General features: G+C 60.2%; 19 protein-coding genes and 1 pseudogene. 7 read left to right on the forward strand and 13 right to left on the reverse strand.

All coding sequences use genetic code 11. The annotated features are described in order from the left end of the window. The first annotated feature begins 30 nt into the window (after positions 1 to 30). Together ABXS05_RS29815 and ABXS05_RS29820 are read left to right on the forward strand one after the other, a co-directional pair. Positions 31 to 1,143, forward strand: a complete 1,113-nt coding sequence (locus tag ABXS05_RS29815; protein WP_367626386.1) for an efflux RND transporter periplasmic adaptor subunit — start codon at positions 31 to 33, stop codon at positions 1,141 to 1,143. Continuing rightward, the gene (locus ABXS05_RS29820) at positions 1,143 to 4,259 is read left to right on the forward strand and encodes an efflux RND transporter permease subunit (RefSeq protein WP_367626387.1); all 3,117 of its coding nucleotides are present in this window, start codon (positions 1,143 to 1,145) and stop codon (positions 4,257 to 4,259) included. Before ABXS05_RS29815 ends, ABXS05_RS29820 begins: the two co-directional genes overlap by 1 nt. A gap of 387 nt (positions 4,260 to 4,646) precedes the next feature. Here the strand turns inward: ABXS05_RS29820 and ABXS05_RS29825 are convergent, their stop codons facing one another. From ABXS05_RS29825 to ABXS05_RS29860, 8 genes are all read right to left on the reverse strand, one after another. Beyond that, positions 4,647 to 6,284, reverse strand: a complete 1,638-nt coding sequence (locus tag ABXS05_RS29825) for a GMC family oxidoreductase (RefSeq protein ID WP_367626388.1) — start codon at positions 6,282 to 6,284, stop codon at positions 4,647 to 4,649. Position 6,285: 1 nt separating this feature from the next. Continuing rightward, a complete protein-coding gene (locus ABXS05_RS29830) occupies positions 6,286 to 7,800 on the reverse strand; it encodes a GMC oxidoreductase (protein WP_367626389.1) in 1,515 nt (504 codons plus the stop codon). An 11-nt stretch (positions 7,801 to 7,811) separates the two neighbouring features. Next, complete coding sequence (locus ABXS05_RS29835) at positions 7,812 to 8,909, reverse strand: ABC transporter ATP-binding protein (protein WP_149249142.1); 1,098 nt, start codon at positions 8,907 to 8,909, stop codon at positions 7,812 to 7,814. 4 nt (positions 8,910 to 8,913) lie between these two features. Then, entirely contained in the window at positions 8,914 to 9,792 is an 879-nt protein-coding gene (locus tag ABXS05_RS29840; RefSeq protein ID WP_367626406.1) for a carbohydrate ABC transporter permease, read from the reverse strand. Between the two features lie 10 nt (positions 9,793 to 9,802). Then, a complete protein-coding gene (locus tag ABXS05_RS29845) occupies positions 9,803 to 10,699 on the reverse strand; it encodes a carbohydrate ABC transporter permease (protein ID WP_367626390.1) in 897 nt (298 codons plus the stop codon). Between the two features lie 80 nt (positions 10,700 to 10,779). Then, complete coding sequence (locus ABXS05_RS29850) at positions 10,780 to 12,030, reverse strand: ABC transporter substrate-binding protein (protein ID WP_367626391.1); 1,251 nt, start codon at positions 12,028 to 12,030, stop codon at positions 10,780 to 10,782. Between the two features lie 82 nt (positions 12,031 to 12,112). Further along, positions 12,113 to 13,429 (reverse strand): histidinol dehydrogenase, encoded by a 1,317-nt coding sequence (gene hisD, locus ABXS05_RS29855; protein ID WP_367626392.1) that lies wholly within the window; start codon positions 13,427 to 13,429, stop codon positions 12,113 to 12,115. Positions 13,430 to 13,521: 92 nt separating this feature from the next. Next, positions 13,522 to 15,324 carry a thiamine pyrophosphate-binding protein gene (locus ABXS05_RS29860; RefSeq protein WP_367626393.1) on the reverse strand — a complete coding sequence of 601 codons (1,803 nt, stop codon included), beginning with the start codon at positions 15,322 to 15,324 and terminating at the stop codon, positions 13,522 to 13,524. 407 nt (positions 15,325 to 15,731) lie between these two features. Between ABXS05_RS29860 and ABXS05_RS29865 the strand changes: the two genes are divergently transcribed. Then, a complete protein-coding gene (locus ABXS05_RS29865; RefSeq protein WP_367626394.1) occupies positions 15,732 to 16,421 on the forward strand; it encodes a hypothetical protein in 690 nt (229 codons plus the stop codon). Positions 16,422 to 16,444: 23 nt separating this feature from the next. Here ABXS05_RS29865 and ABXS05_RS29870 read toward each other — a convergent pair whose 3' ends face one another. Further along, positions 16,445 to 17,269: a helix-turn-helix domain-containing protein gene (locus tag ABXS05_RS29870; protein ID WP_367626395.1), complete on the reverse strand. Its 825-nt coding sequence runs from the start codon at positions 17,267 to 17,269 to the stop codon at positions 16,445 to 16,447. Positions 17,270 to 17,439: 170 nt separating this feature from the next. On the opposite strand from ABXS05_RS29870, the gene ABXS05_RS29875 reads away from it, so the two are divergent. The 3 genes and pseudogenes from ABXS05_RS29875 to ABXS05_RS29885 form a co-directional block, all read left to right on the forward strand. Beyond that, positions 17,440 to 18,396, forward strand: coding sequence for a Gfo/Idh/MocA family protein (locus tag ABXS05_RS29875; RefSeq protein WP_367626396.1), 957 nt, complete (start codon positions 17,440 to 17,442; stop codon positions 18,394 to 18,396). Between the two features lie 42 nt (positions 18,397 to 18,438). Next, on the forward strand, positions 18,439 to 19,365 hold the full coding sequence (locus ABXS05_RS29880) for a sugar phosphate isomerase/epimerase family protein (protein ID WP_367626397.1): 927 nt from the start codon (positions 18,439 to 18,441) through the stop codon (positions 19,363 to 19,365). Then, positions 19,362 to 19,859: pseudogene (locus ABXS05_RS29885) on the forward strand (DUF1349 domain-containing protein); the annotation flags it as partial. The gene ABXS05_RS29880 and the pseudogene ABXS05_RS29885, both read left to right, overlap by 4 nt. Here ABXS05_RS29885 and ABXS05_RS29890 read toward each other — a convergent pair. The 4 genes from ABXS05_RS29890 to ABXS05_RS29905 form a co-directional block, all read right to left on the reverse strand. Further along, positions 19,813 to 21,780, reverse strand: a complete 1,968-nt coding sequence (locus tag ABXS05_RS29890) for a recombinase family protein (protein ID WP_367626398.1) — start codon at positions 21,778 to 21,780, stop codon at positions 19,813 to 19,815. The pseudogene ABXS05_RS29885 and the gene ABXS05_RS29890 sit on opposite strands and share 47 nt — an antisense overlap. Next, the gene (locus ABXS05_RS29895; protein ID WP_367626399.1) at positions 21,777 to 22,052 is read right to left on the reverse strand and encodes a hypothetical protein; all 276 of its coding nucleotides are present in this window, start codon (positions 22,050 to 22,052) and stop codon (positions 21,777 to 21,779) included. The genes ABXS05_RS29890 and ABXS05_RS29895 overlap by 4 nt, the downstream gene beginning before the upstream one ends. Positions 22,053 to 22,261: 209 nt before the next feature. Then, the gene (locus tag ABXS05_RS29900) at positions 22,262 to 22,729 is read right to left on the reverse strand and encodes a Ros/MucR family transcriptional regulator (RefSeq protein ID WP_367626400.1); all 468 of its coding nucleotides are present in this window, start codon (positions 22,727 to 22,729) and stop codon (positions 22,262 to 22,264) included. Between the two features lie 279 nt (positions 22,730 to 23,008). After that, a complete protein-coding gene (locus ABXS05_RS29905) occupies positions 23,009 to 23,650 on the reverse strand; it encodes a methyltransferase (protein WP_367626401.1) in 642 nt (213 codons plus the stop codon). A 771-nt stretch (positions 23,651 to 24,421) separates the two neighbouring features. Here ABXS05_RS29905 and ABXS05_RS29910 point away from each other — a divergent pair. Continuing rightward, entirely contained in the window at positions 24,422 to 25,270 is an 849-nt protein-coding gene (locus tag ABXS05_RS29910) for an AfsR/SARP family transcriptional regulator (RefSeq protein WP_367626402.1), read from the forward strand. Positions 25,271 to 25,308 lie beyond the last annotated feature (38 nt).

The following is a 25,308-nucleotide window of genomic DNA, read 5'->3' on the forward strand; positions in this document are numbered from 1 at the left end:
CGCAATCTATCTTTCAAAGAGGCCACGGACATGAAACTGAAGCCCGTTCTGGTTGGGGCAGGTGCACTGGTCGCAGCATTGGGCGTGGCCGGGTTCGTTGTGCTTTTGGCGCGGCCCCACGAAGCTTCGGCTGAAAGCGACCCCAGACAGGAACCGCCTTTGGTCAGAGTGATACGGGCAGGCAACGCGGTCGAAAACGAGCGCAGCTTCACCGGCCTCATCGGGGCCAGGGTGCAGAGCAATCTCGGCTTTCGCGTTCCCGGCAAAATCCTGGAACGCCTGGTTAATACGGGTGAACAGGTGAAGGGCGGCCAACCGTTGATGCGGATCGACGAAACGGATCTTCGCCTCGCAGTGACGGCAAAGCGCAACGCTGTTGCCGCAGCACGGGCTGCCTTGGTTCAGGCGAGCGCAGACGAGAAGCGATATGCAACATTGGTGAAGAGCGGACTGGCAGCGACCCCGCAACGTTATGACCAGGCCAAGGCGGCCCTCGATACCGCCCAGGCACAAGTTGCCGCGGCCGAGGCGGATGCCAAGGTTGCAGAAAACGAGGCGACCTATTCCGTCCTGGTCGCAGATGCAGATGGAACGGTCGTCGAGACACTCGGAGAGCCAGGTCAAGTTGTCTCCGCGGGCCAGCCTGTCGTTCGGCTTGCCGTGGCCGGGCCTCGCGAAGCAGTGGTGGCCCTTCCCGAGACGATGCGGCCTACGATCGGTTCTGTAGCCGAGGCGACTCTTTTTGGAAGCGACGAACATCCCTACACGGCGCATCTGCGCCAGTTGTCGGATTCTGCCGATCCGCAGACCCGCACTTACGAGGCTCGCTATGTGCTCGATGGCAAAGCCGCGACAGCTCCGCTCGGCGCAACAGTTACCATTCGAGTCGCAAGCCAAGCGGACCAGCCGCAGCGCCAGATTCCTCTTGGAGCCGTGCTTGATGACGGCAGCAAGACCGGCGTCTGGATACTCGATCCAGCCACCTCGACTGTGCATTTCCGCCCTATACACCTTGTTCGCATGAGCAGCGAAACGGCCGTGATCTCCGGGCTGAACGAAGGAGACTCCGTTGTCTCCCTCGGGGCTCATCTCCTCCAGGAAGGCGCACGCGTCAAGACCGTGTCTGAGAGCGGGAGCCGGTGATGTCGTTCAATCTTTCCGCGATCGCAGTGCGTGAACGGGCTGTTACCCTGTTCTTCATTCTCCTGCTGGTGGCTGCGGGCGCATATGCCTTCGTCATGCTCGGACGGGCGGAGGATCCCAATTTCACCATCAAGACACTGACCGTCACGACCGCATGGCCCGGCGCCACGGCGCGCGAGATGCAGGACCTCGTCGCCGAACCGCTGGAGAAGCGGCTTCAGGAATTGACCTGGTACGACCGTGTCGAGACGACGACGCGGCCCGGCTATGCCTATATGACGGTAACACTGAAGGACAGCACACCTCCGTCCATCGTGCAGGAGGAATTCTATCAGGCCCGCAAGAAGTTGGGAGACGAGGCTCGCAATCTGCCGCCCGGCGCCCTCGGCCCGTTCGTCAACGACGAATATTCGGACGTGAGTTTCGCCCTTTATGCGCTCAAGGCCAAAGGCCTTCCGATGCGCGAACTGGCCAGGCAGGCCGAGACCATCCGCCAGGAACTCCTGCATGTTCCCGGCGTGAAGAAGATCAACATCATTGGTGAGCGCCCCGAGCAGATATTTGTCGAGTTCTCCTATCCCAAACTGGCAACTCTGGGTGTATCGGCCCAAGATATCGTCACTGCCTTGCAGCGACAGAACACTGTCACTCCAGCGGGCTCCATCGATACCCAGGGTCCGCAGGTTTTCATTAGGGTCAATGGGGCCTACGACAGCGTCAAGACGATTGCCGATACACCGATCGTTGCTGCAGGGCGAACGTTGAAGCTTTCCGACATCGCCGACGTCCGCCGCGGATACGAAGACCCACCCACCTACATTATCCGACGTCAGGGCGAACCCACCATCATGCTCTCCGCAGTCATGCAGGAGGGATGGAACGGACTAGAGCTCGGCAAGGCGCTCGAGGCGAAGTCCGCAGCAATCGCCCAGGCGATGCCGCTTGGGCTGACGCTTGAAAAGGTTACCGACCAGGCTGTCAACATCTCCTCGGCAGTTGACGAATTCATGCTGAAGTTCGCGATGGCCCTCGGCGTGGTGCTGCTGGTGAGCCTGCTCAGCCTCGGCTGGCGCGTTGGCATCGTCGTGGCGGCTGCCGTGCCGCTCACGCTTGCTGTTGTCTTCCTTATCATGCTGGAAACCGGCCGGTTCTTCGACCGCATCACCTTGGGCGCACTGATCCTTGCACTTGGCCTGCTGGTGGACGACGCGATCATCGCCATCGAAGTCATGGTGGTGAAAATGGAAGAGGGCATGGATCGCATCAAGGCGGCGGCTTATGCCTGGAGCCACACTGCTGCACCCATGCTCTCCGGGACACTGGTGACCATCGCTGGTTTCCTGCCGGTGGGATTTGCCCGATCCACGGCGGGGGAATACGCCGGCAACATCTTCTGGGTTGTTGGGTTCGCCCTTATTGTCTCGTGGATCATCGCCGTCGTCTTCACCCCTTATCTGGGCGTCAAGATGCTTCCGGCGTTCAAGCCGATCGAAGGCGGACATCACGCGATCTACGATACGCCGAACTATCGGCGCTTGCGGCACCTCATCACATTTGCCGTGCGCCACAAATTCGTCACCAGCGCCATCGTTGGTATTGCCTTCGCTCTCTCGGTTGTCGGCATGGGGGCCATCAAACAGCAATTCTTCCCGACATCCGATCGTCCCGAAGTGCTGGTGGAGGTACGCCTGCCCGAAGGCACGAGCATCGAGACGACGACGGCCACGGTCAAAAAGTTGGAGAAGTGGCTGGACCGCCAGCCCGAGGCCAAGATCGTCACAAGCTATGTCGGGCAAGGCGCGCCGCGCTTCTTCTTTGCGATGGCGCCCGAACTGCCCGACCCAGCCTTTGCAAAGATCGTCGTCCTGACGCCAGACGCTGAAGCGCGTGAAGCTTTGAAGCATCGGCTCCGAGCGGCTCTGGCACAAGGACTTGCTCCCGAAGCCTATGCGCGTGTCACTCAACTCGTGTTCGGGCCCTATACGCCTTTCCCGGTCGAGTTCCGGGTGATGGGCCCCGATCCTGCGCAACTGTACGGGATCTCCCAAAAGGCTCTCGATATCATGCGCAGTGTGCCGGACGTCAGGCAGGCTAACCGTGACTGGGGCAATCGCACGCCCGTGCTTCGCTTTGTTCCCGATCAGGATCGTCTGAACCTCATTGGTCTCTCGCCGGCGGAGGTGAGCCAGCAGTTGCAGTTCCTCCTCACCGGCATCCCCGTTACCCAGGTTCGCGAGGATATACGCAATGTCCCTATTGTGGCGCGTAGCTCCGGCGGCGAGCGCCTGGATCCGACACGCCTTCAGGATTTCTCATTGATGAGCCGGGACGGCCGGCAGATTCCGCTTGGCCAGATCGGACACTCTGAAATCCGTCTGGAAGAGCCGATCCTGAAACGCCGCGACCGTACGCCTCTCATTACGATCCGTTGCGACATCAATGAGGCGACCCAGCCTCCGGAGGTATCCAAGCACATCATGTCGGCCCTTCAACCGCTGATCGCGTCACTCCCGGCGGGCTACCGCATCGAGATGGGCGGATCGATCGAGGAAGCTGCCAAGGCCAATGTTGCCTTGGGCAGGGTCTTCCCGGTCATGATCGCCGCCACGTTGATTGTCATCATGCTGCAGGTGCGATCCTTCTCGATGATGGCCATGGTGTTGTTGACCGCACCGCTCGGGCTTGTAGGTGTCGTGCCTATGTTGCTGGCGTTCAATCAACCTTTTGGATTCAATGCGATCCTGGGGCTGATAGGGCTGGCGGGCATCCTGATGCGCAACACGCTGATCCTGACCGAGCAGATCAAAGAGAACCGGGCAGCTGGCCTCGACGATTATCACGCTGTTATCGAGGCCACGGTGCAGCGCACAAGACCAGTGATCCTAACCGCACTCGCAGCCGTGCTGGCGTTCATTCCCCTCACGCATTCCGTCTTCTGGGGATCAATGGCCTTCACGCTGATCGGCGGCACGGCGGCGGGCACGGTGCTCATTTTGCTGTTCCTCCCAGCGCTCTATGCTGCGTGGTTCCGGATCAAGCCGACTGCGATTGACTTCCATTCGCAGACTTCCGCGGGCGAGCGAATAGGCTCGCACGCAGCGATTGCCGCCGAATAAGGCACTATCGTTGGCTCGAGTACTCTGTGTCCACTTCAGGGCTTTGACGATGCTTTCAAGGATTCAACGGCAGCTTCGGCGCAAACGCAAAAACCGTCCTGACGGTCAGATCAGGACGATTATTGATTTATGGCAGAATTGGTTGCGGGAACCGCAACCAATTCTTACGCCGCAAGTACGCCACAGCGGTAGTAATCACGATTTCGCTCGATAAACTACGATTGAGGCGATTAAGCTTCAGCCGATTTCGACAAAGAACACCTTTTCTTGCTGAGCTTCCCGGCCTTCAATCTTGAGCGACACCTTCGCCTCCCGAATCGTAGGAAGCTAGCACTTGGGCTGGGGTGCCATCAGCGCTCAATCCTGAGCCTGGCCCAGCGACGACGTCTACTGCTGATCGCGCAAAATATCAGCGGCGCGCTCGCCGATCATGATGCAAACCGCATTCGGATTGCCGGATATCAAGGTCGGCATGATTGAAGCGTCGGCGACCCGCAATCCCTCGATTCCTCGGACCCGCAGTTGCGGGTCGACGACAGCCATTTCATCCCCGCCCATACGGCAGGTTCCCGCAGGATGGAGCGCCGCATGGGCCTCTTGCTGGCAGAAGGCTCTGATATCGGCCCGCGCCGTCAATTGGCGTGACGGCGTGTGCCTGGCCGCCAGATACTTCGCGATGGCCGGTTGTGACATGATGTCGAGAGCGGCCATCGTCCCATCCGTGAGGGCGTCGAGATCATAGGGATCGGAGAAATAACGCGGCGTGACCCGCGGGTTGTCGGCGAAATCGGCGCTGGCGAGCGTCACCTCCCCTCTCGAGCGAGGCCGGATCTGACCGAGATTGACGGTGCAGCCATTGCCGCCGGGCACCGCGTCGACGCCTTCCTCGATGCCGGCGCCGACGACCATGAAATATTGGATGTCCGGCGTCGCCTGGCTCTTGTCGCCCCACCAGAAGGCGCCGCCTTCAATGAGGTTGGAAGCGGCCGGTCCATGGCGGAACAGGGCATAGTTCAAGCCCGCCAGGGCCTTCCAGTGCAGTTTTTTGTATTTGTCATAGCTGTGCGGACCGTTGAGCTGATAAATCAGCGAAATCTCGATGTGGTCCTGGAGATTTTGGCCAACGCCCGTCAGGTCGGCATGAATGTGGATGCCATGGCGCGAGAGCTGCGCGGCCGGACCGATGCCCGACAGCATCAGAAGCTTGGGCGTGGCTATCGCACCGCTTGAGAGGATGACCTCCCGGCGTGCCTTGTAGACGCATCGGGTGGCGCCCTGGATGCATTCGACACCGACCGCGCGGCCTCTCTCGATGATCACGCGCGTCACGGCCGTTTCCGTCCGGATCTGAAGGTTGCGACGCCGGCGGGCGGGCCCGATATAGGCGGTGGCGGCAGAACTGCGCCGTCCGTTGCGGGCAGTGATCTGATAAAATCCGCATCCCGTCGGATCGCCCGAATTGAAGTCGGGATTATAGGGGAGCCCCGCCTGCTGGCAAGCCTGGAGCCAGGCGCGCGTCAGCGGATGGATATGGTCGATGTCGGAGACACCGAGCGGGCCACCCACACCGTGCACCTGGTTGCAGAACCGGTTGTTGTCCTCGGCGCGCTTGAAATAGGGCAGCACGTCGGCATAGCCCCAGCCCGTCGCACCCATGGCAGCCCACTGCTCATAATCGCCCGGAACACCCCGGATATAGATCATGGCATTGACGGAACTGCCGCCGCCCAGCACCCGTGCCTGCACCATGGTCGGGTTTTGCGGCTGTCCCTGCTCCGATGTCGGCTCCCAGGCGATCCGCTTGAGCAACGAGCCTTGCGCCGTCTTGTAATAGGCACCGGGAATATGGATGTAGGGGTTGCGGTCGCGCGGCCCTTCTTCCAGAAGCAGGATGTCCACATCCGGGTCTTCCGACAGGCGGGAGGCGACGACGCAGCCGGTGGAGCCGCCGCCGACGACGATATAGTCGAACGTCCGGACATCCGCCGACTGAGATGCCAGGATGCCGAAGCGAGCCGATCCCATGTCAAGCTATCCTATCGCGTCTGTCGAGAATGGATGCCCCCGCCTTGAGCGCCAGTGCGGCAATGGTCAAGGCAGGGTTGACGGCAGCCGAAGTCGGCAGGACGGAAGCATCTGTAATGTAAAGATTATTCACATCATGGCTGCGGCAATCCGGATCGACGACGGAGGTGTGCGGATCGTCGCCGAGGCGCGCCGTACCGCATTGGTGTGACGTCGTCTTACGGCCGAATGTGTGGCTGAGAACGATCGGAAATCCCGCCTTGCGCATGACCGCCCGGGTCTTGGCGATCAGTGCCTCGTGAGCGGGCATGTTCGAACGCACCCAATGCATGACGATGCGTCCGTCACGCACCGTGACGCGGCTTTCGGGATTGGGAAGATCCTCGCTCGTCAGGAACCAGCCATAGGCATAACGCGCGAGGAGCTTGGTGAACCAACCCGGCGCCGGCCCCGGGAAATTGGCCTTCAGAATATTGCCGGTGATGCGACCGAGCAGCTGGACGTTGCCGAGCGGGAAACCGTACTCATTGTCCTCGTTGTAGAAATCATTGAAGGCGATGGTCTTCTGATAGACGCAGTCATTCGGCTTGAACGGATCGATGGCGAGCATCGCCGTGGTATTGTGGTTCATGAAGTTGCGCCCGAGCTGGTCCGAGCCATTGGCAAGCCCGTTCGGATGCGCCTGGTTGGCAGAACGTAACAGCAGCGCCGCCGATTGCACGGCGCCGGCAGCAATGGCGAACGATCCGGCCGAAAGGCGCTGCTCGACACCATCCTTCACATAGACCGCAGCCACGACCTTGCGACCCCTTTCGTCCGTCTCCAGGCGCGAGACGTTGGCGCCCGTCACCAGGCTGACACTGGGATGGGCTAGCGCGCTCGCCAGAGGGCCTACCTCGGCGTCGATCTTGCCCAGCCCGGTATTGGGAAAGGCATCCCAGCCCGTCCGCGCCCGCTCCAGCCAGGCATCGAGATCGATCGCAAGAGGAAGCGCAGAAGGATGCACACCTGCGCCTTCCAGCCGCCGGCGAATGACTGCGATCGCCGGCTCGTCTGGAACCGGTGGATAGCCATAGGCATGCGCATGCCGGGGCTCCGTCGGATCCTGCTCGGCGGAGCCTCGCACCCGGAAGAGCGCTTCGGCCCGGTCATACCACGGCGCCAGGTCTTCGTAGGCGATGGGCCAGCCCGGCGAAGCGCCACCCATATGCGCTCGCGGCGCGAAGTCCTGGCGGCGATAGCGATACATCACCGCGCCGAAGAACTTCGAATTGCCGCCGACATAGTAATAATTGCCTGGCAGGAAGCTCTGACCATCCGTAGCCAGCCATTCCTCCGATGAGCGATAGTAACCCTGCTGGAAAATCGCGATGTCGTCGCGCGCCTGCGGCGCGTCCTTGAGATAGTCCCCTCTTTCGAGAATGACGATACGGAGGCCGGAGGGCGCGAGGCTGTGAGCCAGCGATGCTCCTCCGATGCCCGAACCAACGATGACGATATCTGCCGCAATTGTCATGAAAGCCGGCCTCAGTCGATGCGGGTTTCGGTATCGGCGTCGAATAGGACGACGCGTGAGGTATCGACGCTGAGATGGGCTTCGCGTCCGGGGAACGCCTGCTTCGGTGGCAGGCGGGCGGTGACCTCGGCGCCGCCGAGCTGGAACACCACCAGCGTGTCCGGTCCGGTTGGTTCCACGACGTCGACATCGATCACAAGGTTCGCACGTGCCTCGTCGGCGGCGGCAAAGTTCTCCGGGCGGATGCCGACAAGGACTCTTCGGCCGCCATATTTCCGGGCCGCCTCTTCCGAGATGGCAATACCCGAGATGCGGGCAGCCGGCCGGTTGGCAATCTCGAAGACGACGTTCGCAGTCGCCCCCTGGATCTCGAGCACGGCTGGAATGATGTTCATGGCGGGTGACCCGACGAAGCGCGCCACATAGACATTGGCCGGACGGTCATAGACCGCCTGCGGTTCGTCGAGATGCTGCACCACGCCATCCTTCATGACCGCCACGCGGGTCGCCAGGGTCATGGCCTCGATCTGGTCGTGGGTGACATAGACGATCGTCGTGCCGAGCCGCGCGTGGAGGCGCTTGATCTCCGTGCGCATGTCGACGCGCAGCTTGGCATCGAGATTGGAGAGCGGCTCGTCAAACAAGAACAGCTTGGGCTGGCGCACGATGGCGCGCCCCATGGCGACGCGCTGGCGCTGGCCGCCGGAAAGCTGCGAGGGCTTGCGCTCGAGGAGATGGGTGATCTGCAGCATATCGGCCGCAGCCTTGACCGCGGTCTCACGTTCGGCCGGCGCCACGCCGCGGATCTTCATGCCGAACTCGATGTTCTGCCGCACCGACATCGTCGGATAGAGCGCGTAAGACTGGAACACCATGGCGATGTCGCGATCTTTGGGGGAGAGATCGTTGACGACCTTCCCGGCGATCCGGATCTCGCCGCCCGTGATGGTTTCGAGTCCCGCGATCATGTTCAGGAGCGTGGACTTGCCGCAGCCGGACGGACCGAGCAGCACGAGAAAGTCTCCGGTGTCGATGGAGATCGAGACCTCCTTCAGGACGGCGAGGTTGCTGTAGGACTTGCGGACACGGTCGATTTCAAGCGTGGACATGGGCTCAGCCTTTCACGGCGCCGGCGGTCAAGCCGCGGACGAAAAAGCGTCCGGCGGCGACATAGACGATCAGGGTTGGCAGGGCGGCGATCATGGCGGCGGCCATGTCGACATTGTATTGCTTGCGCCCCATGGTCACGTTGACGATGTTGTTGAGTGCCACCGTGATGGGGGAGGATTGCCCAGCGGTGAAGGACACGCCGAACAGGAAATCGTTCCAGATCTGAGTGAACTGCCAGATACAGGACACCACCATGATGGGAAGCGCCGTCGGCAGCATCACTGAAAAGAAGATGCGGAAGAAGCCAGCGCCGTCGATCTGCGCCGCTCGCGTCAGTTCATCCGGGATGGTGATGAAATAATTCCGGAAGAACAGGGTCGTGAAGCTGATGCCATAGACGGTATGGACCAGAACCAATCCTGGAATGCTGCCCGACAACCCCAATTTGCCGAGCACCTGCGCCATGGGCAGGATGACAGCCTGGAACGGCAGGAAGCAGCCGAACAGCAACATGCCGAAGACGAAATTCGATCCTCGGAAGCGCCATTTGGTCAGGATATAGCCGTTGATGGCCCCGATGCCCGTCGAGAGGACCACCGCCGGGATCACCATCAGCAGTGAGTTTACGAAATAGGGGCGTAGCCCGTTGCAGGCTGTGCCTATGCATGCCTGCCCCCAAGCCTTCTGCCAGGCCTCGAAGGTCAGCACCTGCGGTGGACCGATGAAGGAGCCGGCATAGATTTCGTCCAGCGACTTCAATGATGTCACGATCATGACCCACAGCGGCATCAGATAAAAGGTCGCGAGTGCCAGCAGGGATCCGTAGATGAACAGCCGTCCAAGCCTGTGCGAGCGGCGCGCCGATGCAGCTTCAGTGCTCATTGCCGCAACCTCAGTGCTCATTGCGGTTCTCCCTTAATTCCGAATAGAGGTAAGGGACGATGATGGCGGCGACCGTCATCAGCATCATCATGGCACTGGCGGCGCCCACGCCCATCTGGTTGCGGCGAAACGTGGCCGAGAACATGAAGGTCGACGGCATTTCCGTCGCGCTTCCAGGTCCGCCATTGGTCAGAGCCAGCACGAGGTCGAAGCTCTTGATCGAGATGTAGCTGAGCAGAACGATCACGCTCAGAAAGGCCGGCCGCAGCATCGGGATGATGATGCTCACATAGGTGCGTGGCAGGCTTGCGCCTTCGATCTGTGCGGCCTTGATGATCGAATTGTCGATGCCGCGAAGGCCGGCGAGGAAGATCGCCATCGCAAAGCCGGTCGACTGCCAGACAGCGGCGATAACCACGCAGTAGATTGCGTATTCGGGCCGCGTGATCCAGTCGAAGACAAAGCTGGTCCAACCCAACCCGTTGACGACCTTCTGAATTCCCAGATCCGGATTGAGGATCCATTTCCAGGCCGTCCCCGTCACGATGAAGGACAGTGCCATCGGATAGAGATAGACGGCGCGCAAGACCCCTTCGGCGCGGATACTCTGATCGAGCAGGATGGCGATCAGCAGGCCGATAGCGATCGTGATGGCCAGGAACAAGATGGTGAAGATGAACAGATTGGCGACCGCGGTTTCCCAACGCGGGGTAGACCAAAGGCGCAGATATTGCTCAAGGCCGACAAAGTCATATCGGGGGACCATCTGGGACGAGGAGAGAGAGATCCAGCCCGTCCACACAATAAAGAGATAAACCCCGACGAAAACGACGACCAGGCTGGGAGAAAGTACCAACCTAGGGAGCCATAAAGTAAATCGGTCTTTCAACGAAATCGTGCTGCGCATAAGTCCGCGCTCCCGCTGTTCCCGCGAATACGCCAATTTGACAACCGCCAACAGGCCCGCTGTCGGCGGATTGATTGGCGTTAGCGCGCGTTGTTGATCCCGGACACGAGCGCCTGGACGGCATCTTTCGATGACATGTCGGAGACGAAAAACTTGCTGACGACGTCACTGAAAACACCAGTGAACTGAGGCTGTGCGGCAAATCCTTCGGTTAGACCGCCGAGCATGGTGCCGTTCTCGACGGAGGCTTTGCGATCGGCGAAGCTGCGCTGGGCGCAAGCATCGAAGTCATCAACCGACACATCAGACCGTGCCGGGATGGAACCTTTGATTTTGTTAAAGTTCTTTTGAACTTCGGGATCCATGATGGACTCTGCCCAAGCGTCCTGCCCTTCGGTTGTCTTGGCGTCGTTTATCTTGAAGAGACCGAACGCGTCGATGACGAACTTGTAGTTTGGGGTGGCGGTCGGTGTCGGAAAGCAAAGGAAATCGACGCCGGGCTTCATACCCTTGGCCAGAAACTCGCCCTTGGCCCAATCGCCCATGACCTGCATCGCGGCCTTGCCGCTGGCGACCATACCGGTAGCGACGGCCCAGTCCCGACCGGTAAAGCCGTCATCGACGAGCCCACGAACCTTGCGCAGTTTATCGAAGGCGTCGACCATCTTGTCGCTGGAAAGAGCTCCCTCATCGAGATCGATAACGGCCTTCTTATAGAAATCGGGGCCGTTGACATCGACGAGAATGGCTTCGAACACCTCGAGAATCTGCCAAGGCTCATCGCCGATGGCGAGCGGTATCACGCCCGCTTTCTTGAGCTTGTCCCCGGAACCGATCAGTTCGTCCCAGCTCTTGGGTTCGGAGATGCCGGCCTTGTCGAAGACAGCCTTGTTCGCCCAGACCCAGTTCTGGCGATGCATATTGATCGGCAGCGAAATATAGTCGTCTCCGCTCTTCACGAAGGCCAGCAATTGAGGGGCGAGCGCCTTGTCCCAGCCATTCTTGGTATAGAGGTCGTTAAGCGAGCGGAGCACGCCCTCCTTGGCCCAATCGAGCCCCTCATATCCGAGAAACTGCATGGTCGCCGGCGGATTGCCTGCGGCCAGGCGCGTACGAAGCGCCTGCAGGGCATTGGCCCCGGACAGACCTCCCACAGCACTGTCCTGCCACTGATATCCCTTGGAGGCGAGCTTGTCGGTGATGACCTTGAGGGCCTTCACCTCGCTCTCGGACACCCAATGATGAATGCCCTCGACGGTGCCCTTACTCTGCGCCATGGCGGCGGCCGGTATGAGCAAAATCGAAGCAGCGAGAAGCGTGGTCCATTTCATGTCAGTTCCCCTTTTTTCATTTTTAAAGTCGAGACAAGTCGGCAGATCCGCTGGCTTCTGCGTCTGTCGGATCCGCCTTCGGCTAGATGTCGGCCGGCTCGACCGCGGCCGCGTAAGGCACGTTGCGCCCGCCATAGCGGCGGACACGGATGTTGGCCTGCTCGGCATGGCCGGCAAAACCTTCCATCAGGCACAGCCGTGAGCCATAGGCGCCGATCAGAGCGGACGCCTCATCGGTTTCGATGCGTTGATAGGTGCAAGTCTTCAGGAACTTGCCAACCCATAGGCCCCCTGTATAGCGAGCGGCCTTGTTGGTCGGCAGCGTGTGATTGGTGCCGATGACCTTGTCGCCGAAGGCAACGTTGGTCCGGGCACCGAGGAACAGCGCACCATAATTCTTCATATTGTTCAGGAAGTATTCGGAGTCGCGGGTCATGACCTGGACATGTTCGGACGCCACGAAATCGGCCTGCGCGACCATCTCCTCGAGCGTGTCGCACAGGATGATCTCGCCGAAATCTTCCCAAGCCTTTGCGGCAATTGCCGCCGTCGGCAGGATCTTCAGCAGGCGCTCGATCTCGGCCAGCGTATCCCGCGCCAGATTTTCGGAATTGGTGATCAGAACAGCCGGCGAATTGACGCCGTGCTCGGCCTGGCCCAGGAGATCGGTCGCCACCAGTTCGCCGTCGACACTGTCATCGGCGATGACCAGGGTCTCGGTGGGACCGGCGAAGAGGTCGATCCCGACCTTGCCGAACAACAGGCGTTTTGCCTCGGCGACATAGGCATTGCCGGGCCCGGCCAGCATATCGACCCGGTCGATCGTCTCCGTACCATAGGCCATCGCCGCAATGGCCTGAACGCCGCCGAGGCAGTAGATTTCGTCCGCGCCGGCCAGCGCCTGCGCTGCCACGATCTTGGCGGAGATCTTGCCCTGGAACGGAGGGGCACACGTGACGATCCGTTCGCAGCCGGCAACCCGTGCAGTCAGCACCGTCATATGCGCCGAGGCCAGCAGCGGATATTTGCCGCCCGGGACATAACAGCCGACATTCTCGATCGGTATGTTGCGATGACCGAGAACAACCCCCGGAAGCGTCTCGACTTCCAGGTCCTTCAGGGCATCTTTCTGGGCCTGCGCAAAGGTGCGGATCTGGTCCTGCGCGAAATCGAGATCCTCGCGTTCGCGCCGGCTCAGCGCATTGATGCAGCTGTCGATTTCCGTCTTGGTAAGGCGGTAGGAGACTCGGTCGAACTTGTCGAACCGGATGGAAAGGTCGCGGACGGCCGCGTCGCCGCCGGCTTCCACCTGGGCAAGCAGTGCCTGCACGGCCTCTGTGATGCCGCCGTCGGTCTCTCCGGCGACGGTGGCTTGCGCCGTTTTGATGTGCCGTATCATGGCAATGAACCTTGGTTTGCGGAAACGAGGCGTTCCGCACTGCAAAGGGATGAGAGAGGATGGAATCGGGGGTGCTACGCCCCCCGGGTCATCTAGAGATGCTGTTCACGGGCACGCATCTCGGCATAGGCGGCCTGTTCTTTCTCGTAATAGGCCGGCGAGGGAAAATCCCACCAGCCCGTGGCAAAGGGCCCCGCCGCATCGCGCGACACGATGACCTCGACCAGGGCCGGTCCGCCGCATTCCAGCGCCGCCTTCAGGCTGCTTTCCAGATCTTCGTCCTTCTCGACCTTCCAGGCCTGCAGGCCGAAAGCGCGGGCCGAGGCGGCGATATCCGCGGAATAAGGCTCGCCATTGCCGGAATGGTGATTGAATTCAGAGGCGACATGGCGGCCCATGAATTTCCGTTGTCCGCCGCGGATCGACATGTAGCCACTGTTGTTGAGCACGAGGAAGACAGTGTTGATACCGTTCATCACCGCCGTCCCCATTTCCGGCAGGGACATCATGAAATCGCCATCGCCGACGATCGCCACGACCTGGCGGTCGGGACAGGCGAGCTTGGCGCCGAGTGCGGCCGGTACCGCCCAACCCATCGGCGAATACGATCCGGATGTCAGATGCGTGCGCGGTTCATAGACCGGGAAGCTCTGCTTGACCGAGCCCTGCGTATTACCCGAACCGACCACGACGACGCCGTTGCGATCGAGAACCTTGCGCAAGGCGGCCAGCGGACGCTGGGAGGTAAAGGGGGTTTCGCGGCTGTTGATGCGCGGAGCAACCTGCGCCTCCCAGTCGGCCTTGGCCTTCTGCACATCGGCCAGGAATGTTTCGCGGCGCGCCAGCATCCTGGACGACTCGGCCTCGGAGATCAGCGACAGGAGCGCCTCGAGCGTGACCCTGGCATCGGCGACGATCCCGACTTCTGTCTCGTAATTCTTGCCGATCTCGCGCGGATCGAGATCGATATGGATCAGCTTTGCCGACGGGATCGAAAAAGACACGCCCTTGGCATAGGAGGAGGCCGACCAGTCGGTGAAGCGGCAGCCGACGGAGACGACGACGTCGGCGGAGGCCGTGATCGCGTTGCCGCAGGTCGTGCCGGTCTGGCCAACGGCGCCGATGAACAGAGCGTGGTCTTCCGAAATGGCGCCCTTGCCGTTCCAGGTGATGGAAACGGCCGCGCCAAGCTTTTCGGCCAAGCGCGTCAATTCAGCCGACGCATTGGCGGTAATGGCGCCGCCACCGGCGACGATCACCGGCCGCTCGGCCGTCAATAGCAGCTTGACGGCAGCCTCGATCGCTTTGGGGTCGGGATAGGCGATGCCGATCGGCAGGCGCTTGTCCAAGGGATGGATGGTCACCTCGGCCGCTTCGACCTGCACGTCCATCGGCACTTCGACATGGACAGGACCGGGCCGGCCGGTCAGCATGGCATTGAAGGCGCGGTGCATGATGCTCGGCAGCACCTGAACGGAATGGGCCTGCCAGGCGCGCTTGGTGACCTGCTCGGTGATGCGGGCAAAGGCGTTGTCCTGCTGGCGCTCCAATTCCTGCATGGTGCCATGACCATGCATATAGGTCTGCGGCGAACCCGAGACATAGAACAGCGAGGTGGAGTCGCAATAGGCCGTCGCCAGGCCGATGATGGTGTTGGCGGCACCTGGGCCGACCGAGGTCGAGCATGCCATCGGGCGACCGCTGGCCCGGAAATAACCGTCGGCCATGTGGACGGCACTCTGCTCATGCATGACCTGGATGAAGGGAAGCTGCGAACCTTCCTCCAGAAAGGCGTCGAACAAGGACCAGATACCATGGCCGGGCACACCGGCCACATAGCTTACGCCATACTCCTTCAGCGCCCTGGCAACAACCTGCCCGCCCGTCAACTTCATTGGACCATCCCTCACTGCTCGTTGTGATTTCGAGCTGGAGGGTTGTCTGCAAACACCCTGCCCTCCAACGATGGCTTATTCTTTGGCGGAGCAGCAATGCTTACAAGTTCGCAGGCAACGATTCACTGACGCAGGATGACGCGTAGCTGGGTTCGCTTTGCGTCGCTCGCTTATGGTGATGGCGGCTGGGGTCCCTCTCGTCATTGCCAGGACGGGCACCTGTCTTGCCCGCCAGCAATGGCGGCGGCCCCCGCCGAAAAGTACCTCGATCGTGCCCTCTCCCTTCGCAACAAGCACCTCTGTTTGCTTCATAATGCGTCGAATAAAATCGATGCGCGCAATTTTGTGCACGCGCGCGGTGTGGCTTTCTGCAAGGCAAGACGTCATGGACGAGGAGAGACTGCGCCATGCAGAACCAGACGAGAGACCTGGCCTTTGCCGATGATTTCATCATCGCCAAGCTGGTGGAGAATGTGGCCGACTACGAAGTCTCGGACGCCGTCGTCGTCAATATCAGCCCTTCTGCCATGGTGACAGGGGACGATCACCCTGCCATCGTGCCGGCCTGGAAGTCGACCTGGCTCAAGGGCGGCTGCATCCGGTCGGCCAACCGCGCTGTTCTCATCAAGGTGGTCAGGCCGACAAATCTGGGCGGCTGCATGTTCCGTGGCTGGGACTGGCTCGGCAACCGCATTCGCAGTTTTCCGCGCGACACGCCGCTCTTCATCTCGGCACAGGATGAGGTCGGCCGCGTAACCGTCGATCCCCGCGTCTTCACCAACGAGTTAGCGGCCGCACAGGTCGCACAGGATTTCACCTTGAAGCTGAACCTGTGGTGGTCACCGGGCGATACGGACTGCTTCATCCACAACGAGCATCCCTTTCTCGAGACCCACACGCAGATCCACGGCATCGGCCGTATGCAGAAATTCAAGGAGCGTGATCCGTCGACGATCTACGAGGACGTCGTGATGCCGATCGGCTATTCGCACGATCCGTTCTGCCGCGTCACCGGCCCTAATCAATGGACCTATCCGTGGCATCGCTATTACGCCGAGACAGACAGCATCTGGCTCGCCATCGAACTCCACCCCTGAGCGTCGAACGGCGATAGGCAACTTCAACTCATCTGGATCATGTCCGATCCATCGCCGAGATATTGAAGCGCCTCACGCGGAATCGCCGGATCATTGCGATCCATGACGGTAAGGGCCTTCAGATGCTCGCGGCGCAGCAGGCCGGGCCCGCGATAATGCAGCGCAACCTTGGTCGAATAAGGCTGGCGAAAGACATTCGCCGCAACGCCGCTCGCAATGCCGAACATGAACTTCTTCGAGTTGCGTTTCACCTGGGCGTAGACGCCGAACGTCATTTCATTGGACTGAATGCCTTCGAAATCGGCGGTGAACAGACGGTCGGCAACTGGGAAGCAGAAACCGTAATATTTGAAGACATATTCGATCTTGGACGGATCGTCGAAGCTCGGAAACCTCTCCACATAATAATGTTGAAGAAATTCCTTGTTTCTATAGATACAGAAGGCGGATTTAAGGACGAAGCCCTTATAGATCGAAGAAAACTGATAGCGATCATAAACACCGACAATATCGTTATGATCGGCATTGTTTTCGACGATCATGCTGGAGACGAAGCGGGAGAACTCCGGCAGCTGGCGAGCCGTGGCCATGGCATGGAAAAAGTTTCCATCGACAAGCGTGCGGAATTCATCCGGATCCGTGAAAAGTATCGCTACGCTCAGGCCGAAATAATTGGCGATGATGCGCAAATTGGTGGCGGAAGGAACATGCGCACCCGACAGATATTTATTGAATTGCTGCCGGTTAACATTGATCTTGCGGCAGACGGCTGCCACGGACCCGTGCCGGTCGCACAATGTCCTCAGATTGGCTGCAAGAGCGCCGCCATCCCTGCCCAGATGTTCCACCACTTGCTCTCCCAATCTGACGCGACCTGACGCAGATTCTACGTCATAGTGAGAATGACTTCAACGGCCTGCGAAATTGTGGTCCGGCCTGAACCCCGCCACTCTCTCCTGACCGCGGGCTGAAAGAGGTTCTGGCTGTGAATTCAATGCAAATAGCGGGCTGGTCTGTGATGGGAACCGGCACGATCGCCACCGAACATATGGTTTCGGCAATCCGCTCGGTTGGCCATGAACCATTGTGGGTCGTCAGCCGGAACAACGATTATGCCAAGTCCTTCTCGGAAGACCTGGGCATTCCGAGAACGTCGACCGAGGCGCAGCAGGCGCTGAGCGATCCGGCAGTGAGCTTCGTCTATGTCAGTGCGGCCCGTAGCCGACGAGGACACTATGTTTCGGCCGCAGCGGCAGCCGGTAAGCACGTTCTGTGCGACGGCCCGCTTGCCGATACGAGCCGCGTTGTGCGGGCTCTCGTCGAGCGCTGCGCGCATTCGGGCGTGGCCCTCGCCATGAACCAACCGCTACGTGCCTCCAACATCCATCAAACCATGGGCAGACTGGTGATCGAGGGCGAGATCGGTGCCTTGCGCTCGCTCCTGATCATGCGCGGCGCACCGTCTCAGTCGCCGAACCGCAGAAGCGAGGCATTGGAAGAACCCGCCGACCTGCTTCTCGACATGTCCGTGCAGGACGTCGATCTCGCCCGCTTCCTGACGGGCCGGGACCCAATCGAGGTTTCTGCCCTGCCGACAACGCCCGGCGACGGCCGCCGGCAGCAGATGGCCTATGCGATGCGCCTAGCCGGTGATGTCGTTTTCCAGGCTTATGAGAGCGTCACCACGGCCGAGTTCGATAGCATGGTCATGCTCGCCGGCGATCAGGGCGCGTTGATCGCCCACGGCACCCTTAACGGCAAAGCATCGGGCACGCTGGTGCGGCGCCTTGGTGCACGCAACGAGCTGATCCCCGTTAGAGACCGGGACGCCCATTGCACCACCGTCGAAGGCTTTGTCGCATCGATCCACAAGCCCACGCCGTGGTTATGCCGCGGCGAGGATTGCATCATGGCCCTGCGAACGGTCGAAGCGCTTGCGGCGTCGGACAGAAAACGCCGCACCATCACCATGTGAAGGCGTCCCCCCCACACCTGCAACAGCCGAGACCTCCAAGACATGGAAACCAAACCCAATCAGTTGATCTTTCATTCGATGGCTTCGCGGTGGAATACGCTGGCCATCGACATCGATATCGCACGCAGCCTCGGCTTCGATGGCCTCGAAAGCTCCGGAGCCAAGATTGCCGCCTTTCTCGACGCCGGCTTCAGCAAAACCGATCTGCGCGACCGTCTCGCGGATCTCTGCGTGCCCGGCATCGGCTTCCTGATCGATCTGGAACGACAGGGCAAGCGTCGGGGCGACATGCTGCGCGAGGCAGAAGAACTCTGTCAATTGGCGGTCTCTGCGGGAGCGAGAGGGATCGAGGCGATTACCGGTCCTCTGGATCTACGCGCTTTCGAGCCTGGAGCGGCCAGGTGCTATCCGCAGCTCTACCGGGGTCTCATCGACTTGCCCGAAGAGGAACAGACGACCCTGACCGCCGCGAACCTCGGTGCTGTCGCCGATATTGCCGCAGACCATGGGCTCATCGTCTATCTCGAGGCTCTATCCTGGACCCCGCTGAACAGCATGGACGCGCAGTTGCGCGTCATCGACAGATGCGGGCGTGACAACGTTCGCCTGGTCGTCGATTTCTGGCATGCCTATACCGCAGGCGACACCCCTGATCGGATCGCCCGGCTGGACAAGAATCTCATCTACGGCGTGCATCTATGCGATTCCCTGCCCTATCTGGGCGGCATCCCGAATGAAGCCGCTTTGCGCGATGTCCCCACAGGAAGCGGCACTCTCGATCTAAAAAGCTGGGTCGATGCAGTTAAGGCCACCGGATATACGGGCTGGTGGAGCTGCGAGCTCTTCTGCAGGCGCCAGCATCAGGACAACAGCTATGCCGTCGCTCGGGACCTGAAAATCCTGATGGAGCGGCTGATTCTGGATCAACCAGACAGTTCTCAGATGAAGAATGAAGGAACAAACACATGAAGCTCGAGACACTGCTTCTGGAAGGCAGCCAGCATGGCCGCACCGAGATCAGTCACGATACTGTCGAGCTTATTGCCGATGGCAAAACGGATTGGTTCTTCAACCCGTCGGACGGCTCGCGCCTGTCGAATGTCATCCGCTTGACACAAGAGGTCGCCCACGAGGCCTTCTCTCTTTCTGCCAGAATTTCCGTCGACTTTGCCTCGCCCTATGACGCTGGTGCACTCTTCATCCAATGCGACGAGGAAAACTGGGCGAAGGTTGCCTTTGAATATTCCGCCAACCGCAAGCCGACGATCGTCAGCGTCGTGACCCGAGGAACGTCGGATGACGCCGATGGCCCGAGCTATCATGGGGACCATGTCTGGCTTCGCCTTTATTGCGACGGGAAAATCGTCGCTGCCCACTTCTCCGAAAACGGACGGTATTGGCACTTCCTGCGCGTCTTCACCCTACCAGGCATCCGGCAAAGGCCGGTCCGCATCGGTCTCGGGGCGCAATCCCCGACCGGAGAGGGCACGCGCGTAGTGATGTCAGATGTGAGATTGTCGCCGATCCGGATCGAAAATCTGCGCAACGGGGAATAGACGGCATCAAGCACCGTCGGCTTTCAAACCGGGGTGAGTGGGTGTCGCCAACCCGCATCGCCTCGCCGGTGGCATCCGAGAGGATGACAGCGGACGGGGCCTCGCAGAGGGTCCAGTTTCCGCCGCCGTGGTCAGAAACGCAAAAAAGCCCTGCGCGGTTAGCGACAGGGCTTATTCGAGAACGTTGGTTGCGGGGGCCCGCAACGGCTTTCATCATAATATCGCCAACCCTTTGATTTCGTTCAGGATTGACGAATTCGAGAATGCCAAACAGCTCGCCGCGTAACTCGGCATGGATCTCGCCGCGCTTCTCACCGGGCGTGAGCACGATCTGACCGATCAAAGAGCGCAGAGCCTCGGCGGCCTGTCTTCCGCCCTCGTCATCGGCGAGCGCTTGCGTGAAGTGCTCAACGCGCTTGCGATAGAGATTGGCGATGTTGGGATGCAGGTCGGGCACGTCGGCCGGTGCCTGCGCCAGACGCTGGGTGATGTCGGCCTTCTGGCGTTCCAGGTCTTCCATCCTTGCCTTCATGGAAGGCTGATAGAGTCCATCCTCGATCGCCGCCATGATGCCGGCGATGGCACGTTCGATCTTGTCGAGAGCCTTGCGATCCTGCTCGCTCTGGGCGCGACGTTCCTGGTTGAGCCGGTTGGTCTCATGAGTATAGGCCTTGACCGCCTCGGCCACGGCATCGGCCGAGACCAGCCTTTCCTTCAAACCTGAGAGAACACGTTCCTCGATCTTCTCGCGGGTGATCGTGCGACTATTGTCGCAGATACCCCGGCGCTGGTGGTTGAGGCAGCCAAAACGCTCTTTCGTGAACAGGCCATAGCGTCCGCCGCAGCAGCCGCAGGTGAGCAGGCCGGAAAGAAGGGAGACGGGTCGCTTCATAGTGTGCAACCTTCTTGCCCTGGCATCGCGGATACCGATGGTCACCGCCTCGAACTTGCTGGCGATGACCTTCTGCCTGTCCTTCACGGCCTGCCAGAGCTCGTCATCGACGATCCTCAGATGCGGCACCTCGGTGCGGATCCATTTGGCGGGCGGATTAATCCGCGACACGCGCTTGCCGCTAGTCGGATCCTTGATGAAGCGCAGGCGGTTCCAGACCAGCACACCGGTATAGAGCTCATTGTTGATGATGCCGGTGCCCCGGATCACATGGCCCCGCACACTGGTATCGCCCCAATGGCGGCCGAGCGGGCCTGGAATGCCTTCCTTGTTGAGATCGACGGCAATCGCCTTCGGGCCCTTGCCGGTGGCGAATTCCTGGAAAATGCGACGGATGATTTTGGCTTCCTCCGGCACGATCTCGCGATCGCCCCTGATGGGCTCGCCCTCGGCATCGAGCTTCTTCATCACCCGATAGCCGTAACACAGGCCTCCCCCGGCCTTGCCCTTCTCCACCCTGCCCCGCAGACCACGATGGGTTTTGAGGGCCAGGTCTTTCAGGAACAGGGCATTCATGGTGCCCTTGAGGCCGACATGGAGCTCGCTGATCTCACCCTCGGCCAAGGTGACGATGGTGACGCCAGCGAATTTGAGATGCTTGAACAAGGTGGCGACATCGGCCTGGTCGCGGCTGATGCGGTCGAGCGCCTCGGCGAGCACGATCTCGAACTGGCCGCGCTGGGCGTCACGCACCAATTGCTGGATGCCATGCCGCAAGATGGTGCTGGAACCTGAGATAGCCGCATCCTGATAGGTCCCGGTCACGTTCCAGCCTTCGCGCGTCGCCTGCTCACGGCACAGGCGGAACTGATCCTCGATGGAGGCGTCCCGCTGGCTGTCGGAGGAATAGCGGGCATAGAGCGCGACACGGGTCATGGTGGATCAACCTCTCTCTTTCCTAGTGGGGGATCATCCTTCTTCCCCCTGCCCTTTTCCTCTCGGCGACCGGGCCGATTGTCGTTGGCCGCCCGGTGCTTCTCGAACGCTTCCCGGGCCAGCTGCCGGCCGATCGAACGGGCGATATCGAGCACGATGCGATCCAGCTTGGCGGGACCGCTGTCCTCGCCGGCATGGCTGGAGCCGGCGGGATCGGAATTGTCGTTGGACGGGGCCGAAGGTATCGGCCCTGTCTTGGTTTCTTCTGCCATCAGGTCGCTCCCGAGAATGGATCGACCTGCCATCAGATGCCTCCGATGGAGGAAGGAAAGCACGAAGTTCATGGCGCAGGGCCATGGCGTGCAATGACTTGCGCATTACGGTTTTGCCTCATACGCCAGACCTGCCGGAAACGAGGCTGGAGAACCTTGATCTCGATCATCCAGCCCTTCGCAAATCGACATGTCTGGCGTCGAAACCGCTACGCTGCCTTCTTCCTTCTGCCCTTGCTTGGCGCGGGAGGGGGCGGCGGCGGTGCACTGTTGGCCTTCCGGCCTTGTTGGCCGAGCCCGAGTTCCTTGGCCAAACGCGATCGGGTGGCCGAATAGTTCGGCGCGACCATGGGATAGTCCGAAGGCAGCCCCCACTTCTCCCGATACTGCTCTGGCGTCAGGCCATGAGCCGTTCGAAGATACCGGGTCAGCGATTTGAGTTTGCGCCCGTCTTCCAGACTGATCAGATAATCTGGGGTGATGGATTTCTTGATCGGAACGGCGGGTTTGAGGGGAATATCCGCCTCGACCGGCCTGGGATTGTTCAGGTTGGTCAGGCTTCCATGCACGGCGCGGATCAGATCCGCAAGGGAAGCGGTGGCGACCTGGTTGTTGGCAACATAGGCCGAGACGATGTCAACCGTCAGGTCGACCAGACTTGTGTCTTCTTCGAGCATGTTCAGTCACTTTCTTTTTTGCGTTGATGTCGAAGTGAGTGACATTTTTTTATATGCGCAGCTTTGTGGACCCGATCGCTACGCTGACTCGGATTCTCAGGCAATTGCAGGCTGGTGTAAAGATCATCTTCAAAAATGATCGTAGTTCTCGGCAGCACTATTTCCTGCTTTTCAGGTTTTGCCTCGATCGCGGCTCTCTCGGTGCAAATCAGGACAAACGTCAGTGATCAGAGAACATTCGATTTACATTCGGCTGTCTCTGAACACCGAGCTTTTTCCTTAAAGCAAGACAAGCTGCCCGCTTCCATCAGCCAAAGCCCGCACCCGGCGGCGTTCCCGCCACTCGGCGAATTCCACGGTGACGATCTCGCACAAGGGCGCGACGCCGCGCCATTGATCGCGATAGATGCTGGTGTCGATGCCAATACCGCAGTCCATGAACAGGCCCGTTCGCTGCTCAAACTCGACGCCTGCCCCTGAGGTCAGCCGCTCGAAGCAGGGACGCCCGGAATAGCGGAACGATGTCGAGTTTTGCGGCAGGAGGAATACGCCGTTGTCCGCAATCTGAGAGGCAATCTCGATCACCGCGAACTCGAAGGATTTAAAGCCACGGCGACCGCCCGATGTCGCCACCTTGCCGAAGGGCGGATTGGCAATCGCCCAGTCGAACATGGCTCCCTCAAGCTCGTCCTTCCACCATTGCCACCAGTCGAGCACATCGGCGCAGATCCAGCGTGCTTCCGGCAAGAGTTTGCGGCCGATCTCAACGAAACGCGGATTGATCTCGACGCAGGTCAGTTCCACCCCGCCCCGCCATTTGGCACGCTGCTGAACCCAATAGGAAAGGCCGCCGATCCCGGCGCATAGATCGATCACCCGGCCCTGCCCTGGCTCAAGGGCAAAATCAGCCGCCAGATCCATCGGCGTGAAGAACGCGCCAGCGGCCGCGACATTGTTCTCCGCACCCGGATGCCAATTCTCCAGGACAAAGTCTCGTCCTCGCTCAGCACATCCTGTCGCAACAAGGCTTCCGCCTCAGCGTATGCCGTCATCTCCACCTTGCTCAACTTGCCCATCTTGCTGCCCTTCCCTGGATCGGCGAAGCAGGTGCCCGCCTGCTTCCCGAGCTCGTGCGGAACAGCGTGTGGGTGGGGGGCAAGCTTGAACTGGGGAGGGGTATCACCCGCCCGCAGGGCGCCGCCCCTATCGGCGGCGAGATTGTCTGAGCGCAGCGAAGAGAATTTCGGGGAGACCCCAGTTCATGCTTGCTGGGGAGGGAGAGCAGCGCTCTTCCTCCCCACGCACTGCCGAAAGATCAAGAGAGTGTTCTCAACCGCATCCCGGTTCTCCCTCTTGCCACTGTCCTGCACGAAGGACGAAGCAACCAAACGCCACAGGAGCTACACTGAAACCGGCTAGTGAGGATTGCCTGTGTTATGGAAGTTCAATCTTCACCCTAGGCGACACTACTCATCCGTGACACGAGCGTGAAACCCGTTTCGGAATTGGCTTTGACTTGTTGACTTCGCGGCGCGTGGCGAACAGTTAGGGATGTGGAAGTCAAATACTGGATTTGGCGCGAGCGTTCTCATTCATGCGCGCGAGTTTTATTATGGGTGGCACTCCATTTTGGGCGGGAAACAACGGCATCGATGGGACGCGAGTCCAGCCTCCTAGCGCAAGGAGGATCGGATGAAGCCCGAAAGCGACATAGTTCTGCATTTGTCGGGCGTGCCGCATATGGCCAAGCCAATGGAAGGCGTGTTTCCCGCCAAGGGATACATTCTCATTGCGATGTTGCTGCTTTCCAGCGGAAAGCGCATGAGCCGACAGGCCATTGCAACCCTCCTATGGGAGGATGCGCCCGAGGGAAAGGCATCCACCAACCTTCGGCAGTTACTGGCACGGATCAATCGTTCCTGGCCTCAGGACGAGCCCATTTTCCAAGCACAAGGCGCCAATCTCGTAGTCGGACCGGCTGCTGATCGCAGCGACCTGGCGGAGATCGCGAGGTGGCGCAACTCAAAGGTGTTGGCAGAGCGCGTCGCCGCAATCCATCTCGTGAAGGGGGATCTCCTCGCCACGCTCGATACCGGTGGCAATGAACTGTCGCAATGGTTCCGCGGCGAGCGCGAGCGTTTCCGTCAGAGGGTCTTGTCCCTGGGTGACGATGTTCTCATGGAAATGACGCGCTTTGCTCGGGCGCAGAAGAACGAAATCGAAGAAATCGGCGAACGCATGCTGATGCTGGAACCGGAGCGCGAAGAGACGTTTCGGGTTCTGATCGAGGCCTACGGACGTAATAACAACCTCGAAGCCGTGAGCCGCACATTCGAGTTGCTCAAAGCCATGATGCAACGCGAATTCAATGCCGAACCGAAAGCCGAAATTGTCGGTTTGGTGCGTCGCATTTTGGCCAACAATCCCAAGCCTTCCGCAGAGGTCAATCACCAGCCTGCAGATGCAGTTGGAGAATTCAACGCCGCCAAAGAGAGCGAACCTTGGCCTGCTGCCGGTTTTTCGGACACCAGGTTAAGCTAACATAGCTTTCTCCTCGAACTCGACAGGGCTCATATATC

Origin of the sequence: Labrys neptuniae (assembly GCF_040797145.1) — a bacterium.
GTDB classification, from domain to species: domain Bacteria; phylum Pseudomonadota; class Alphaproteobacteria; order Rhizobiales; family Labraceae; genus Labrys; species Labrys neptuniae.

Bases quoted from the DNA above. Each gene is read 5' to 3' on its own strand.
- ABXS05_RS29835 (WP_149249142.1), bottom strand. From the start codon at position 8,909: ATGTCCACGCTTGAAATCGACCGTGTCCGCAAGTCCTACAGCAACCTC.
- ABXS05_RS29815 (WP_367626386.1), top strand. From the start codon at position 31: ATGAAACTGAAGCCCGTTCTGGTTGGGGCAGGTGCACTGGTCGCAGCA.
- ABXS05_RS29895 (WP_367626399.1), bottom strand. From the start codon at position 22,052: ATGGCAGAAGAAACCAAGACAGGGCCGATACCTTCGGCCCCGTCCAAC.
- ABXS05_RS29845 (WP_367626390.1), bottom strand. From the start codon at position 10,699: ATGCGCAGCACGATTTCGTTGAAAGACCGATTTACTTTATGGCTCCCT.
- ABXS05_RS29900 (WP_367626400.1), bottom strand. From the start codon at position 22,729: ATGCTCGAAGAAGACACAAGTCTGGTCGACCTGACGGTTGACATCGTC.
- hisD (WP_367626392.1), bottom strand. From the start codon at position 13,429: ATGATACGGCACATCAAAACGGCGCAAGCCACCGTCGCCGGAGAGACC.
- ABXS05_RS29865 (WP_367626394.1), top strand. From the start codon at position 15,732: ATGCAGAACCAGACGAGAGACCTGGCCTTTGCCGATGATTTCATCATC.
- ABXS05_RS29840 (WP_367626406.1), bottom strand. From the start codon at position 9,792: ATGAGCACTGAAGCTGCATCGGCGCGCCGCTCGCACAGGCTTGGACGG.
- ABXS05_RS29820 (WP_367626387.1), top strand. From the start codon at position 1,143: ATGTCGTTCAATCTTTCCGCGATCGCAGTGCGTGAACGGGCTGTTACC.
- ABXS05_RS29910 (WP_367626402.1), top strand. From the start codon at position 24,422: ATGAAGCCCGAAAGCGACATAGTTCTGCATTTGTCGGGCGTGCCGCAT.
- ABXS05_RS29830 (WP_367626389.1), bottom strand. From the start codon at position 7,800: ATGACAATTGCGGCAGATATCGTCATCGTTGGTTCGGGCATCGGAGGA.
- ABXS05_RS29880 (WP_367626397.1), top strand. From the start codon at position 18,439: ATGGAAACCAAACCCAATCAGTTGATCTTTCATTCGATGGCTTCGCGG.
- ABXS05_RS29905 (WP_367626401.1), bottom strand. From the start codon at position 23,650: ATGGATCTGGCGGCTGATTTTGCCCTTGAGCCAGGGCAGGGCCGGGTG.
- ABXS05_RS29875 (WP_367626396.1), top strand. From the start codon at position 17,440: ATGGGAACCGGCACGATCGCCACCGAACATATGGTTTCGGCAATCCGC.
- ABXS05_RS29860 (WP_367626393.1), bottom strand. From the start codon at position 15,324: ATGAAGTTGACGGGCGGGCAGGTTGTTGCCAGGGCGCTGAAGGAGTAT.
- ABXS05_RS29890 (WP_367626398.1), bottom strand. From the start codon at position 21,780: ATGACCCGTGTCGCGCTCTATGCCCGCTATTCCTCCGACAGCCAGCGG.
- ABXS05_RS29850 (WP_367626391.1), bottom strand. From the start codon at position 12,030: ATGAAATGGACCACGCTTCTCGCTGCTTCGATTTTGCTCATACCGGCC.
- ABXS05_RS29825 (WP_367626388.1), bottom strand. From the start codon at position 6,284: ATGGGATCGGCTCGCTTCGGCATCCTGGCATCTCAGTCGGCGGATGTC.